Here is a 13,567-nt window from a genome sequence, read left to right on the forward strand (position 1 = left end):
CGGGTGCGGCGAAAGCCGGTGTCGCCCTGTTGGAACAGGCTGACCAGGCCGTGGACGTAGCGCACCGGGGTGTCGTCTCGCCAAATGGTGAACACCGCAGCCAGATCGAGCATGCGGTAGAAGTCGATGGCGGGGTGGTGACTGACTAGTTTCAGTTCAAGTTTGAAGGGCTGGGACAGACCTTCTTCGAGGGTGAACGAGACCACTTCGAAGGGATCGCCCCGTAGCGGTTTGAAGGTGTAGCGCAGGTCGCTTTGACGGGGCATGGAACCTCCTTGTTGTGAAGCCGGGTTAGTTGATCAACCAGCTGGCGTCGCCGTTTTCCAGGATGCCTTCGTGGTCGGTGCTGTCCCCGACGCGGGCCACGGCTTTGCCGTTGATGTTCATTGAGGGCGATCCGCTAGTGATGACGGCACCGCAGCCGAGGGTGTCGCCGACAAGTGCGATGGCGCGGCCGTTGACGGTGACGTTGCGTGTGCCGCTTTTGACGGTGGTGGGGCCACATAAAGGACAATCATGGTCGTGTCCGACCAGAACGACGGCGGGCATAGAGCCTCCTGAAAAAAATCGAGTCTGGAGACGTTCCGCCGTGCAAAGACCTGTACGGCGGAACGTGCGGTTTGGCGGTTAAGCCGGTTTACGCCAGTCATCCGAAGCTTCGGTACCCGCCACCACATGGCTCCAGCTGACCTTGCGATACGCCAGGCTTGTCTTGATCAGTTGGGTGTAGTTGGCGTTGTCACTGTCTTGGGCGTGGGGCAGCACGGTGTGGATCTCGACGACGGTGGCGTCCTCAAGCTTTGTGGTGAAGAAGTGCTCCTGCTTGCCGTCGCCCGAGGTGCGGAACCACTTGACCTCAACGGTGGGCAGCATTTCGCCGGTGGCCAGGGCCTGGTAGAGCATGGGCGAGGCTTTGCTCAAGGAGCTGGTGAAAATCAGCGGTTTATGCACGCGCTGCCCGGCAGGTTGACCGCTTTGCGGGTCGGTGGGCGTGGTGATCTGATGGTCGATTTCCTGGGCGAGGATTTCGTCTTCGTGGCCTTCCACGTAGACGTTGCCCACCGAGTCCGCGGTGAACGCGCCTTTGGTGATATGGCCTTGGTTCTGGCCGTGGATGCTGATGTACGCAGGTGTTGGCATGACAAGCTCCTTGTCGCGATCAAATGAACGACCCCATGAGGTCGAGGGTTCTGGCCAAACGGCCATGGCTTTGCAGGCGCTCGGTATGAGCGCGCTGAAAATCGGTTACAGGTTGAGAATCCGCTCCAGGGACACCAGCACTTCCTGGGTGATGCTGTTCAGGCGTATCGAGTAGATCGTGTAGGCGCAGGTCAACACGGCGGCGGCCAATGCCCATGGCGTCCACAACGGCCAGGCGCGTTTGATCCGGTAGTTGCGCGGGGCGACGTTTTTCAGCGGATCAGTCAGGCGTTTGGGTGTCTCGCCACGCAGCGGGCGAAGCACGCTGTGCAGTTGGTTGATGATCTTCTGAATTTCGTCATCGCCCTTGGCCTGGTTACCGTACTTGCCCTTCAGGCCGGAGATCAGGCATTGGTACATGAACTCCAGCACATGCTGGTATTTGGTGGCTTCGGTGGTCATGCGGGTCAGCACCGTGAAGAATTTTTCGCCACCCCAGGTTTCTTCATGAAATTGGCTAAGCAATGAGCGCGCACTCCAGGTCGAGGACTTGCCCCAGGAGGTGCTCATGACCACCTCATCCAGCAACAGACAGAGGCTGTAGGAGTAGGCCTTGAGCGTGCCGGGGTCGTAGTTGAGCTGGCTGACTTCTTCCATGATCGTGGTGATCTGGTTGCTGACGCTTTGGTACAGCGCGGGCACGTCGTTGTGTCGGTCCAAGCGACGCAGGCGGATGACCAACCCGATCAGGGGCGTGGCGGTATCGCACAGCGGGTTCCAGGCTAGGCCGCGCATGTCGAATTCGGGGTCTGCGAGCAGCGGTTCGGGTTTGGGCTTAGCCTGTTCCTCTACGGCGCCGTACTCCGTACTGCTGGTGGCCTGTTGCAAATAGCTGAAAATTCGGTTGCTGTCGTCCGCTGGCGGCGTGGTTTCGGTGGGCATGGACTCACTCATCTTTCTCGCTCCTGATCGCCCAGAACTGCAATTCCAGTTCTGGGAATTCGCCGGCGATATGGAAGCCAAACCCGCTGCCGATGCTCAGGCATTGCCAGGTGGGGTGATGGCGGTCGAGTTCGAAGTAGCTGAAACCGGCATGGAACGGCAGGTGCCGTGGCGCCACGGGCAGTGGGATCAACGGAATGCCTGGCAATTGCAGGCTGACCAGTTGTTCCAAACCTTCGGTGGAGCTGATCTTGATCTGCTTGGGCAGTTGCTGGCGCAGGGTCTCCGCGGGTAGTTCGGCCCGCACGGCGAGGATGAACTCGGCGTTGTCCAGCAGGCGCTTGTCGTTCAAGGCGGCGGTGCGTACGCCGTATTGCTGCACCACGATCGGCAGCGACACCGCACGCGGTTGCAGCACGGTGCCCAGGGCGCGGCGCAGCGTATGTTCCAGTAGTTGGAAGGATTCGCGCAGGTTGTCGTGCTGGTACGCCGGGTATTCCTGGGGCAGGTGGCCTTCATCGGTAAAGGTCACCAGTTCGCCGCAGGCCTGGGCCAGTGCGATGTACAGCCGCTCCGGGTGGACCTGGCGTTGGCGAGCCAAGTGCTGGAACAGCGGGAACAAACGATTGAGGGTTTGCAGCAGGTTGAAGTCGGTGACATCGGCCACCCCCGACTGCCCCGGCGAGCCGATGCGCTGGGCCAGGTTCTTGGCGCGCTCGCGCATCAGCCCGGCCACTTCACCCAGGTAGCGGTGCAATGCCGGCACGGCTTGCAGTGACAGACTGGTGGGGTAGAAATGCTCGTCCATCACCAGGCTGCCATCGGGGCGCTTGTCTTTGATCCTGCCGATGGCGATGCCGGTAAAGGCACTGCGGTCGCTGCGTTCAAGCATCAGTTGCAGGTTGGGCACGGCCAGGTCCATGCCCACCTGGTCGCCGTCATCACTGTGGGTATCACGGATTTCTTCACGCCGAGCGATATAGCGGCTATTGCCGTAGCGGTCGGGCCAACGCACTTCGAGGGCGCCGTTGGACCGCAGCGGCAGGGTCAGGTAGACGATCTGGTTGACTGCGCTGCTGTCGGCAATTTCCAGTGGTGCGGGTGGCGCCAGGTCACGGGGAATATCAAAGACACTGCCGTCGGGCATGATTCCACATGCCTTGGTAAGGGCGACCTTGCCGAAGCTCAAATATTCGCTGTTCAGCTCCAGCTCGCTGAAGCCATAGAGGGCGTCGTTCAGGCTGTGCACACGCTGATGCACGGCGGCTTCGGCGGCGCGGGCCTGTTGTTGGAAGTGCTGGGGTTTGACGAACAAACCTTCATGCCAGATGACGGGGTTGCGTGAACTCATCGGTAATTACTCTGGGCAAAAGCGGCTGAAAAGGGCGTCATCGGGTTTCTCCCTTGAGGCTGACCTGAGCGGCGTCCAACTGCACCAGCACGGCGTACTGCCGGCCCTTGGGCTCGACGCGCAGGTGCTGTTTCCACTGGCTGACATCGGCGCTGTGGTAGTTGGCGATCACTGCGATAAAACGGGTGTCCTCATCCAGGGCGCGCAGGTCGACAAACTTGAATTGGCCGGGCTGGAGCAGGTAGTCGTCGGCGCGGATGTAGGTGCTGCCCAGGGCCTTTTTCATGTCTTCAGCCATGGCCTGGGGGCTGGCGTTGACCAGCAGCGAATCATCAGTCAACTGCAAGACCTTGAAGGCGATCGGCGTGGCGACGTGCTGCAGCGCCGGGTTGCCCCATGGCGTGGTCAGGCTGACACCCTGGGCGTCGTAGTCGCCCAGCAGAGTGTCTTCGAGGGGCGACATTGGCACCACGGGCGCCGGCTCCAAGCTCAGCGGTGACTGGGCAGGTACGTTTTCGTAAAGGTGGTTGAGCAGGGTTTGCACTTTGTCGGTCAGTGCCTGCGGGCTGCTCGCCTGAACGTTGAGGGTGTAGGGCGCGCGGTTCGCGTCTTCATCCGGTGCGGTGCCGGTGCTGATCAGGCGCGGATTGACGTGGTCGCTGGCGTGCAGGCTCAGGGAGTAGCGGCTGGGCTGATCGTCGGGGCCGCCGACCGGGATCGACGGGGTCCAGATCACCTGGCCGACTTTGCCGAGCATGGTGCAGCCGCCGAGGGTGAGGCAGGCCAGCAATAAGGTGCCCAGGCGCAGGTTGCTGAGCAGGCTGACGGGCTTCTTGGGTGCAGCCGTGCAAATGTCGGCCAGAGGTTTTGGGGGCGGCGCTTCATTCATCGCTCGCAGCGGGTCGCCTTGCTCCGTCAAATTCATGGGTTGGCAAAGGCGTTCGAACTCCGGGCAAGTAGCAGGTCGCGAATCGGGTAGGGGCAGGCGAGGCAAATCCTCCAGGTGCCAGGCTTGCATACCTTCCGGGTGACCGGTGAGCAGCTCATCGAGCGAACGCTGACCTGGGGCGTGCTCACCCAGCTGCACCGCGACCCGGTACGCACCAATCTGCAACAGGTCGCCATCGTTCAGGCTCACCGCAACGTTGCGCCCCAACGGCAAATCATGGCCATTGGCATAGGTGCTGCCACTGCGGTCGATCACGCAGAAGCGCCCTTCGACAACCCGGATTTCGCAGTGGTTGGGCTGTACGCTGTTGTGGCGATCTTCCAGGCACCAGTCCGCCGCGGCACTGCCGATGCTACCGCCCAGTGGGCCAAACCGGTGAAGGGGCAGATACCCGTGCAACAACTGCGCAGGATTATTGATAACCAAGGTCAACTTCATGCGCGCCCCCGTATCCGCACCACGGCGGGATGACGTTGTTCCTGATCTTCGATAAAGCTGGTCCAGCCCAGGTGGGTGCCGCTGTCGCGTTGCAGGTTGAACGGCGGCACGTCCTGTTCGCGCAGCCCCAGCTCCAGGTCGTAGGCGGTGACGTCGCGCAGCAGAAAATCCATCAATTGGCGCAGCCGTCCGAACTGTTCACCACTGGGCAAGAACTGCCGAAAGCGTGCCTGGGTCAGGTTGGGAATCACCAAGGTGAACTTACTGGCGCGGGTCTTGCTGCGGTCACCCACCACAAAGTCGCTGCCCAGGGTGCCGTTGGCTTTGCCCAACACCATGCGCTGACGCTGCGGCAAGGTCACCGAACGCGCCTCGAATTCACGGATGTACACGCCGTGCAGGTCGAAGCAGTGTTCAACGATGCCGGACACCACCGAAGGCGAGCGGCTGCGGCTGGCGATCAGGCCGGCAAAGCTCAACAACCGGCCCCAGGGCAGCGGCGTGGCGCCGCGCAGGTCGTTGTCGTTCAACCCGATCATGGAAAACACATAACGCGAAAAACGGTCGCTGGCTTCGGCCTGGAAGCGAATGTAATAGCGGTACTTGCGCCAACTGTGGTGCAGCAGGGTCAGCAAGCGATGATTGAAAAAGTCCATGAACGCAGGACGAATACCGCGCTCCTGGGCCTGCTCGTAAGCCAGACGGTCTAGGTAGTAGCCGGGCAGCGGCGAGTCGGTGCCGTGCAGGCCGAAGAAACTGGTTTGCAAGCGATAGCGCACTTCTTCGTAGCCGTCTTCCACGCGTGCGGCCACCACCACGTCGGAGGCCGGAAAGCCCAATCCCGCATGGCTTTGCAGGCGCACACGGCGGCGCGCCGCCGCACTCAAGGGTTGCGCTTCCAGGTCATCGCCATGCAATGCGTGCAGATGCTCCAGCAGACGGTGAAACGAGTAGTTCCGCGCGTCGGCAAGCAGCACGTCGGCTAGATCACGGGTTGTCTGCCGGTCAACAGGGGCCATTCGTAGCACTCGTTGTTGGTGGTATTGATCACTTCCAGGCGATGGAAGGAATTGATGCTCGCGTACAGGGCGAAGAAGTGCGAAAGCACGCTGGCGAACAGGTACAACTCGCCCTCGCACAGGAAGGCGTTCTGGTCCAGTTGCAAACGGGTCTGCAGGCCGCGCACCGGCTGGCCCTTCATCAACCAGTCGATGGGGGTAGTCACCGCCTCGTGAATGCCATTGAGGCGTTTGCGGGTGGCGCGGGCCTGTTGCAGGTCATGCAAGGCGGCGAAGTCATAGGCGCGGATCACCGCCTTGAGCGGCTCGGCCGACAGCAACGACAGGTAGTTCAGCGACAGGTTGGAAATCAGCGTCCAGTGCAGGCTGCTGTCCAGCACCGGTCGGTAGCTGCGCGTCGGAGCAATCAGGTTGGAGTAGGTGGCAAACGACGGCGTGACTTCGGTGGACAGCGACACATCTCCTACACCCAGCATCTGCGGCAGGTCGCGATTGCTGCAGGTCAACTCGATGGACGCTGCTTCATGTTCGCCGATGTACAGGCTTTCATCGCCGCGCACGAAGGCGATGCGATGGCGCAAGCCCTCACGCCCGTGGGATTCCTCGATATGCGTGCGGAAATACAGCGCCGTGCGGCCTCGCGCATGTTCAATCTCATGCTGGAACGACTCGAAAGGCGTGAACCGTCGCAGAGGATCGCCTTTGCGTTCCTTATCGGCAGCATCCCAACCTGCCACCTTGTCGACGCTGAAAATCTCGTAAGCCTCGGGCTGGCTGCCGCTGGGGCTGATACGCCGTTCCAGGCTGCGTCCGTCCAGCGCGATAGGGTTGGCATCGTGGCGGAACAGGTTGACCGCCGGTGCGCAGTACAGGTGCAGGTCGCTGGTACGCAGGCGAATATCAGGCGGCATGGGCCGGCTGAACTGAAACTCGAAACGCAGGCTGGTGGCACTGACATCCGGCCAAATAGGCGCCAGACGGTTCAGGCTGAAAAAGTGGAAACGTTGCGGGAACACAAAGTATTCCTGCAGGATGCGGTAGCCATCGAACACATTGCGCGGGTAGGGCAGCAATGCCTCTTCGGCGGTGAAGCCAGGGAAGCCGATATCCTTGACGGACAGGCGATAGCTTTGGCCATTGATCTGTAGCGTAACGCTGTCCAAGTAGTGGGCAAGCCACAGGTACAAGGTCAGCGCGGTGGCGTTATCGCCACCCAGATGAAAATCCAGCTGGTCGCAGGCCATGCTGGTCAGCGGTTGCTCCGTCAGCACCTTGAGGTCGATGCGCATCACCGAGGCCTCACGACTGTGGGCGTCGCTGACTTCCTGCAAGGCCAGCGGGTACAGGTTGACGTCGGTGCAGGTGCGAAACTGGCAGGAGATACCGTTCACCGGTTTGGCGAACAACGGCGTGCCCTTGGGAATCACCTGGCGCTGGGTGATCGCATCGGGCAGTGGTGTAAAGCGAATGATGGTCGCACTGGGCAGAGGGCGCAGGTAGTTGGGCCAGAGCATCTGCAACAGCGGATGGGTCAGCTCCGGCAAGTCGTCGTCGATCTTCATGCCCAGCTTGGCGGTGAGGAAGGCAAAGCCCTCCAGCAGCCGTTCCACGTCCGGGTCGCCAGCCTGATCGCCGAGAAATTGCGCCAGTTGCGGGTTGTCCTCGGCAAACTCGCGGCCGAGTTCACGCAGGTAGCGCAACTCCTCGGCAAAGCGTTGTTTCAAGTCCATCGCATCCTCATTTCACGCGGGTGTAGCCGTCGCGGCCATGCATGGCCACCTCGATCTGCACCTGTTCTTCCTTGTGATTGACTCGCACCTGGCAATCCAGTTGAAAGTTCAGCTCCAGCGGTAGGTCCGGGTCGGGCTGATAGCGCACGCCCATCACCGTGATGCGCGGTTCAAACGCCTCCACCGAACGCCGGATATCGGCGCTGATGGCGACCACCAAATCACTGCTGGCCTGGGTGACCCCGTTGAAGTCGCGCAGGCCCAGTTCAGGGCTGCTTTGTGAGCAGCCCTGGCGTGAGTTGAGCACCTGTTCCAGGTGGCGTTTGATCGCCTCGACGCGCTGGCGTGCCTGTTCATCCGCGCTGCCAGCGCGGTAGCGCGGTGCATCGGGTTCAAGGCGCTCGAACAGGCTGGAACCACCCACTTACTGGGTGTCCAGCCGACCGACCAGCGAAATCTCGAAGTTCGCGCCCATGTACTTGAAGTGCGGGCGCACCGACAGCGACACCTGATACCAGCCTGGATTGCCGGCCACGTCCTGCACTTCGATGTGCGCGGCACGCAATGGGCGACGGCTGCGCACATCGGATGAAGGATTTTCCTGGTCGGCGATGTACTGTTTAAGCCAAGTGTTCAGTTCGCGCTCCAGGTCCTGCCGTTCCTTCCAACTGCCGATCTGCTCGCGTTGCAGCACCTTGATGTAGTGGGCCAGGCGATTGACAATAAACAGGTACGGCAACTGGGTGCCGAGCTTGTAGTTGGTCTGGGCTTCCTGGCCTTCGCGGGTCTTGGGGAAGTTTTTCGGTTTTTGCACCGAGTTGGCCGAGAAGAACGCCGCGTTGTCGCTGTCCTTGCGCATGGTTAGCGGGATGAAACCAGCCTCGGCCAGCTCGAATTCCTTGCGGTCAGAGATCAGCACTTCGGTAGGGATCTTCGCCTGCAATTGGCCGAGGGATTCGTACAAGTGCACCGGCAGATCGTCCACCGCGCCGCCCGATTGCGGGCCGATGATGTTCGGGCACCAGCGGTAGCGGGCGAAGCTGTCGGTGATGCGCGAAGCCATCAGGAACGCGGTGTTGCCCCACAGGTAGTTGTCGTGGTTGCCGTCGACGGTTTCGTCATAGCCGAAGCTGCGGGTCGAGTTGTCCTCGGTGCTGTACGGGGTACGCAGCAAGAAACGCGGCAGGGTCAGGGCCAGATGGCGGGCATCTTCGGATTCACGCAGGCTGCGCCATTTTGTGTGGCGTGGACCGTCAAAAATATCGCTGATTTCCTTGAGGTCGGGCAAACCCTGGAAGCCTTCGAGGTTGAATAGCTCAGGCCCGGCCGCCGAGACGAACGGCGCGTGGGACATGGCGCCGATGGACGCCACATAGCTGAGCAACTTGATATCCGGCGAGCTGGGGCCAAAGGTGTAGTTGCCGACGATAGCACCCACCGGCTCGCCACCAAACTGGCCGTAGCCGGCAGTGTAGACGTGCTTGTACAAGCCGCTTCGGGTGATGTCGCCGGCGTTGTCGAAGTCGTCCAGCAGTTCTTCTTTGGTGACATGCAGCATTTCCAGCTTGATGTTCTCGCGAAAATCCGTGCGATCCACCAGCAGCTTCAGCCCACGCCACGACGACTCCAGTTGCTGGAATTGCGGCTGATGCAGGATCACATCCATCTGCTTGCTCAACGCGCGGTCGATTTCGGCAATCATCTGGTCGACCCGGTGTTTGTTCACCGGCTGCTTGTGATCGCCGCTTTGCAGGATCTCGCTGATGAACGCAGCCACGCCTTGACGGGCAACGGCATAGCCCTCCTGGGACGGGCGAATGGTGGTGTTGGCCAGCAGTTGGTCAAGCAACGACGAGGGTTCGTCAGCCACCAATACTTGGGCGGCGGCGCTTTCCATAGGCATGCGGAGTACTCCGTTGAGAAGGGCGTTCAATTCAGTTGTTTGGCGCGTCGAGCACCAGGTTCAGTTCGCTGGCCAGGCGTTGGCGGGCGGTTTCATCGGTCAGCAGGTTTTGCAGGTGTTTGCGAAAGGCCGGGACGTTGCCCATCGGGCCTTTGAGCGCAACTAAGGCTTCGCGCAATTCCAGCAGCTTGTTCAATTGTGGTACTTGGCGGGCGACGGCGTCGGGGCCGAAGTCATTGATGCTTTTGAATTGAAGTTGCACATTCAAGTCAGTGTCACTGTCGTTGTTTAGAACGGACGGTACCGCCATCTCCAAGGCAACTTCAGCCTTGGTCAGTACTTCATTGAAAGTGTCTTTGTCGATGCGGATAGCTTGACGGTCTTCCAGGGCGGCTAGTTCGCCGTGGCCTTTGAAGTCACCTGTAACCAATAGCTTAAGGGGCAGCTCTACTTCGGCTTGTTGATCGCCGGTGGCCGGGACGTACTTGATGTTGATGCGCTCTTTGGGCGCGACAGAGCCGTGAGTTTTCGACATGGGAAAAATCCTTTTCGTAAGGTCGGCGTATTAGAACCAGCTGTCGCAAGGTTTGTCTTGTAGGACAAAATGGACGCGATTCGTGGTCTTTGGATGTAGGAAAAGTTGTCGCGATGGGGTTTCTAAATTTCCTACACGTATTATAGATGTATCTGAAAGAAGTCTCTTTTTATTCAGGGTTCGGCAGTATATTTATCGTCTTTTACTTGCCTATCCATTGAGCGCAGGTGACGCTTTGCAAGTTAATTAATTTAACTGTCGGTCTAAACAACTTTAGTTCGAAAGTTGAAAAAAGTCCGGTTCGGATTTCGGTGAGGCATAGTCAGGAGGCATTGATGCGCAACGGATGGCGAGGATGGAAATGGGGGCTCTGCTTGACGGTTGTGGCGGTAATGGACGCGCAGGCAGCAACTCAGGACTGCCCTGCCATCGTCTCGCCCTTGAAGCGCCTGGAATGTTTTGATTTGGCTGCCGGCACGCCCATTCATCACCCACCTGCGTCGCCACGTGCCCTGGGCCGGGTACTGCCGATTGTTGATCTGGTGCAACGCAATGAGGCCAAGCGTCCACCCGAGGATAAGCGTTTCCTGATGTCGTCGTTTCCGGAGCCTGAAAACGAGCAGCAACAACGGCTGGTGATCTCCGCGCCAGCCTTGGGCGCGTTGCCGCCCCGGCCTTACCTGGCCATCAGCTGCGAATCGAAAATTTCCCGCCTGCAACTGGTGCTGGATGAACCGGCCAAGCCCAACAAAATTCGCATACAGCTGTTCAAGGATGAGCGCCCGGTCTCCGAGGCTTATCAGTGGCAGGTGCTGGACGATGCCGGCCTGGTGGTGGATGCGGGACGCGGGCTGCAGGCCATTGCCTTGTTGCGCAACATGGGCGGCGGCCAGCGCCTGCGGCTGGAGAGTGACTATCCCCGGTTGCACGGCCTGGTCTTCGACGCTGAAGGGCTGGGCGACCTGATCGAGCAGGAGCGCCAAGTATGTCGCTGGTGATCGACGTGCCGGCGGACACCGTCAAGCTGTTGCTGACCCCCGTCGACCCGGAGCAACCCGCCGGCCACTTCGATGTCGAGGACGAAACCTACCAGGCCATCGACCAGGAAATGGTCAAGCTCGGTGGCCTGCGCGAAGGCGACATCGACTGGCCCTATATCGACGAGGCCTCCCGTGAATACCTGGCGACCCAGTGCAAGCACTGGCGCATCCTCGGCCATCTGCAAGTGGCATGGCTGCGCACCCGACAATGGGCACGCTGGGCCGATGCCCTGGGCTTGTTGGCCGGCATGGTCGAGTTGTATTGGGACAGCGCTCACCCAAAGCCCGGTCCCACCGGCTATCTTAACAAACGCAAGCAAGTGCAGCGCCTGTTGGGCGACCTGGGGCAGGTGTTGCCGGCCCTGGAGCGCAGCAGTTTTGAACCGGCCTATCAGGCGGCGGCCGAATTGGCCCTGGCCAACCTGCAACGGTGTGCCGAAAGCGCCAAGCTCGACCCGGCCCCGATGGACGCGTTGCAACGCCAACTGGGCAAATACAGCGAGCCGGTCGCTGCCACCGAGCCCGCCCGTGCGGCCACCTCCGGCGGCGTGCTGGAGTCAGCATTTTTCAACAGCCCCAAACCGCAAGCGCCGGGCAATGAGCGTGAACAACGCCGCGCTGTGTTGAACATGGCCGAGCAGATCAATCAGCAGGATCCCTACGACCCCACCGGCTATCAATTGCGACGCTTCGGCCTGTGGTCGCATCTGCGCACCGCGCCTCTCATCACCCGTGATCGCCGCACAGAACTGACCGCCGTGCCCAAGGATATCGTCGACGGCTACCAGGACGCGCTGAACCACAACGTCATTGACCCGAACCTGCTGCTGCGTATCGAAAAAAGCGTCTGCGCCTCGCCGTACTGGCTGCGCGGTAGCTACCTGGCCGCCCACGTCGCCTCGCGCCTGGCGATGGAAGAAGTGGCCGCCGCCATCCGCCAGACCTGCGAGCGTTTCGTCTGCCGCCTGCCGGCCCTGCTGGAGTTGTGCTTCAGCGACGGCACGCCGTTCGTGGATGCACAAGCCCAGGCCTGGATCAGCGGCGCCGATCAGGCGCAAGCAACAGGCAGCCCGGTGCAGGAATACGCCGGCCTGCGCGACGAACTGACCACCCAACTCACTACCGAAGGCGTCGAAGTGGTGTTGCTGCGTCTGCAGGAACTGCACGCTGCCCATGACGCCCCACGCCAGCGCAGCTACGCCACGGTGATTGCCGCCGACCTGCTGGCATCGCGGGGGCTGTCATGGCTGGCGGGCGACCTGTACGCGAACGTTGCACAACTGATGCGCGATACCACGGCGCAAGGCTGGGAGCCAGAGTTGTATCGGAAGGTGGCAGCCGATATCAATGAGAGGAAGGATTAACCAGCATGCCCCGCCAAAGCGACCTGCGCTACACCTTCAAACCGCTACGGGGCGATCCCTTTGAAGTGGTCTCGTTCACCCTCAAAGAAGGCCTGTCCCAGCCATTTAAATTGCAGTTGGAACTGGTCAGCCATCACCCGGCTATCGACTTCTACCGCATGCTCGATCTGGCCGCCGTGTTCACCATTTGGCGAGACGACACCCCGGTGCGCTACGTCCACGGCCTGGTCAGCCTGTTCCAACAGGGCGACACCGGCTTTCGCCGCACCCGCTACACCGCCGTGGTCGAACCGACCCTGAAACGTTTCGACCTGCGCTCCAACTGGCGCATCTTCCAGGGCCAGACCGTACCCGACATCATCACCAGCGTACTGACCGAGCAGAAGCTGACCGACATCCGCAGCGAGATCTGCTTCGACCACCAACCCCGCGAGTACTGCGTACAAGCCGGCGAAACCGACCTCGATTTCCTCGCCCGCCTCGCCGCCGAAGAAGGCCTGCTCTACACCTTCGAACACCGCGCCGACGGCCACACCCTGGTCCTTACCGACCGCGTCGGCGGCCTGGGCACCATCGGCACCCACACCGATTGCCCGGTGATCTACCAACCGATGAGTGGCGGCGACGCGTTGGAGCCGGCCCTGAACCGCTTCCACTACACCGAACAGGTGCGCACCGCCGTGCAAGTGCAGCGCGACTACACCTTCACCCACCCGCGCTACAACCAGCAGCACACCGCCACCGGCGATCAGGACCTGAACAACCAGCACAAGGACTACGAACGCTACGACTACCCTGGCCGTTACAAGCGCGACATCGCCGGCAAGCCCTTCACCAAAACGCGCCTGGCCGCCCTGCGCAACGACGCCAAGCTAGCGCATCTGGAAGGCGACGACGAACGCCTGCAACCGGGATTGGCCTTCGACCTCAGCGAACATCCGCGCGAGGACTTCAACGACCGTTGGCGCACCATCGCCATCAAACACGAAGGCAAGCAGCACACCAGCCTGCAGGAAGAATCGTTCGGCAGCGGTCTCGGTACGTCTTATGAAATGAAGGCCAGCGCCATCCGTTGGACCTCGGACTGGAAAGCGCCACTGCGTGACAAACCCTGCATCGACGGCCCGCAGATCGCCACGGTGGTCGGCCCTCCCGG

Annotated in this window: 14 protein-coding genes; 3 read left to right on the forward strand and 11 right to left on the reverse strand. The window is 61.0% G+C overall.

Annotated elements, in window-relative coordinates; all coding sequences use genetic code 11:
- The 11 genes from BMZ57_RS28725 to tssB form a co-directional block, all read right to left on the reverse strand.
- Positions 1-266, reverse strand: a 266-nt coding sequence (locus BMZ57_RS28725; RefSeq protein WP_254775572.1) for a contractile injection system protein, VgrG/Pvc8 family, incomplete at its 3' end; no start/stop codon positions are given.
- A 25-nt stretch (positions 267-291) separates the two neighbouring features.
- Entirely contained in the window at positions 292-549 is a 258-nt protein-coding gene (locus BMZ57_RS28730) for a PAAR domain-containing protein (protein WP_069672772.1), read from the reverse strand.
- 78 nt (positions 550-627) lie between these two features.
- Entirely contained in the window at positions 628-1,140 is a 513-nt protein-coding gene (locus BMZ57_RS28735; RefSeq protein WP_069672773.1) for an Hcp family type VI secretion system effector, read from the reverse strand.
- Positions 1,141-1,245: 105 nt separating this feature from the next.
- The gene (gene icmH, locus BMZ57_RS28740; protein ID WP_069672774.1) at positions 1,246-2,094 is read right to left on the reverse strand and encodes a type IVB secretion system protein IcmH/DotU; all 849 of its coding nucleotides are present in this window, start codon (positions 2,092-2,094) and stop codon (positions 1,246-1,248) included.
- Positions 2,087-3,433 carry a type VI secretion system baseplate subunit TssK gene (gene tssK / locus BMZ57_RS28745; protein WP_069672775.1) on the reverse strand — a complete coding sequence of 449 codons (1,347 nt, stop codon included), beginning with the start codon at positions 3,431-3,433 and terminating at the stop codon, positions 2,087-2,089. Before tssK ends, icmH begins: the two co-directional genes overlap by 8 nt.
- A gap of 37 nt (positions 3,434-3,470) precedes the next feature.
- Positions 3,471-4,820: a type VI secretion system lipoprotein TssJ gene (tssJ, locus tag BMZ57_RS28750; protein WP_069672776.1), complete on the reverse strand. Its 1,350-nt coding sequence runs from the start codon at positions 4,818-4,820 to the stop codon at positions 3,471-3,473.
- Positions 4,817-5,839, reverse strand: a complete 1,023-nt coding sequence (gene tssG / locus BMZ57_RS28755; RefSeq protein WP_069672777.1) for a type VI secretion system baseplate subunit TssG — start codon at positions 5,837-5,839, stop codon at positions 4,817-4,819. Before tssG ends, tssJ begins: the two co-directional genes overlap by 4 nt.
- Positions 5,803-7,569 carry a type VI secretion system baseplate subunit TssF gene (gene tssF / locus BMZ57_RS28760; RefSeq protein WP_069672778.1) on the reverse strand — a complete coding sequence of 589 codons (1,767 nt, stop codon included), beginning with the start codon at positions 7,567-7,569 and terminating at the stop codon, positions 5,803-5,805. Before tssF ends, tssG begins: the two co-directional genes overlap by 37 nt.
- 7 nt (positions 7,570-7,576) lie before the next feature.
- Positions 7,577-7,993 carry a type VI secretion system baseplate subunit TssE gene (gene tssE, locus BMZ57_RS28765; RefSeq protein ID WP_069672779.1) on the reverse strand — a complete coding sequence of 139 codons (417 nt, stop codon included), beginning with the start codon at positions 7,991-7,993 and terminating at the stop codon, positions 7,577-7,579.
- Entirely contained in the window at positions 7,994-9,466 is a 1,473-nt protein-coding gene (gene tssC, locus BMZ57_RS28770) for a type VI secretion system contractile sheath large subunit (protein WP_069672782.1), read from the reverse strand.
- 37 nt (positions 9,467-9,503) lie between these two features.
- On the reverse strand, positions 9,504-10,007 hold the full coding sequence (gene tssB / locus BMZ57_RS28775; RefSeq protein ID WP_069672780.1) for a type VI secretion system contractile sheath small subunit: 504 nt from the start codon (positions 10,005-10,007) through the stop codon (positions 9,504-9,506).
- Between the two features lie 335 nt (positions 10,008-10,342).
- Between tssB and vasI the strand changes: the two genes are divergently transcribed.
- The 3 genes from vasI to tssI all read left to right on the forward strand — a co-directional run.
- Positions 10,343-11,005 (forward strand): type VI secretion system-associated protein VasI, encoded by a 663-nt coding sequence (gene vasI / locus BMZ57_RS28780; protein ID WP_254668485.1) that lies wholly within the window; start codon positions 10,343-10,345, stop codon positions 11,003-11,005.
- Positions 10,993-12,411 (forward strand): type VI secretion system protein TssA, encoded by a 1,419-nt coding sequence (tssA, locus tag BMZ57_RS28785; RefSeq protein WP_069672781.1) that lies wholly within the window; start codon positions 10,993-10,995, stop codon positions 12,409-12,411. The genes vasI and tssA overlap by 13 nt, the downstream gene beginning before the upstream one ends.
- A gap of 5 nt (positions 12,412-12,416) precedes the next feature.
- Positions 12,417-13,567 (forward strand): type VI secretion system tip protein TssI/VgrG (tssI, locus tag BMZ57_RS28790; protein ID WP_139136454.1); only part of this gene is annotated, 1,151 nt, incomplete at its 3' end.

Source organism: Pseudomonas simiae (assembly GCF_900111895.1).
GTDB classification, from domain to species: domain Bacteria; phylum Pseudomonadota; class Gammaproteobacteria; order Pseudomonadales; family Pseudomonadaceae; genus Aquipseudomonas; species Aquipseudomonas simiae.

Bases quoted from the DNA above. Each gene is read 5' to 3' on its own strand.
- BMZ57_RS28730 (WP_069672772.1), bottom strand. From the start codon at position 549: ATGCCCGCCGTCGTTCTGGTCGGACACGACCATGATTGTCCTTTATGT.
- BMZ57_RS28735 (WP_069672773.1), bottom strand. From the start codon at position 1,140: ATGCCAACACCTGCGTACATCAGCATCCACGGCCAGAACCAAGGCCAT.
- icmH (WP_069672774.1), bottom strand. From the start codon at position 2,094: ATGAGTGAGTCCATGCCCACCGAAACCACGCCGCCAGCGGACGACAGC.
- tssK (WP_069672775.1), bottom strand. From the start codon at position 3,433: ATGAGTTCACGCAACCCCGTCATCTGGCATGAAGGTTTGTTCGTCAAA.
- tssJ (WP_069672776.1), bottom strand. From the start codon at position 4,820: ATGAAGTTGACCTTGGTTATCAATAATCCTGCGCAGTTGTTGCACGGG.
- tssG (WP_069672777.1), bottom strand. From the start codon at position 5,839: ATGGCCCCTGTTGACCGGCAGACAACCCGTGATCTAGCCGACGTGCTG.
- tssF (WP_069672778.1), bottom strand. From the start codon at position 7,569: ATGGACTTGAAACAACGCTTTGCCGAGGAGTTGCGCTACCTGCGTGAA.
- tssC (WP_069672782.1), bottom strand. From the start codon at position 9,466: ATGGAAAGCGCCGCCGCCCAAGTATTGGTGGCTGACGAACCCTCGTCG.
- tssB (WP_069672780.1), bottom strand. From the start codon at position 10,007: ATGTCGAAAACTCACGGCTCTGTCGCGCCCAAAGAGCGCATCAACATC.
- vasI (WP_254668485.1), top strand. From the start codon at position 10,343: ATGCGCAACGGATGGCGAGGATGGAAATGGGGGCTCTGCTTGACGGTT.
- tssA (WP_069672781.1), top strand. From the start codon at position 10,993: ATGTCGCTGGTGATCGACGTGCCGGCGGACACCGTCAAGCTGTTGCTG.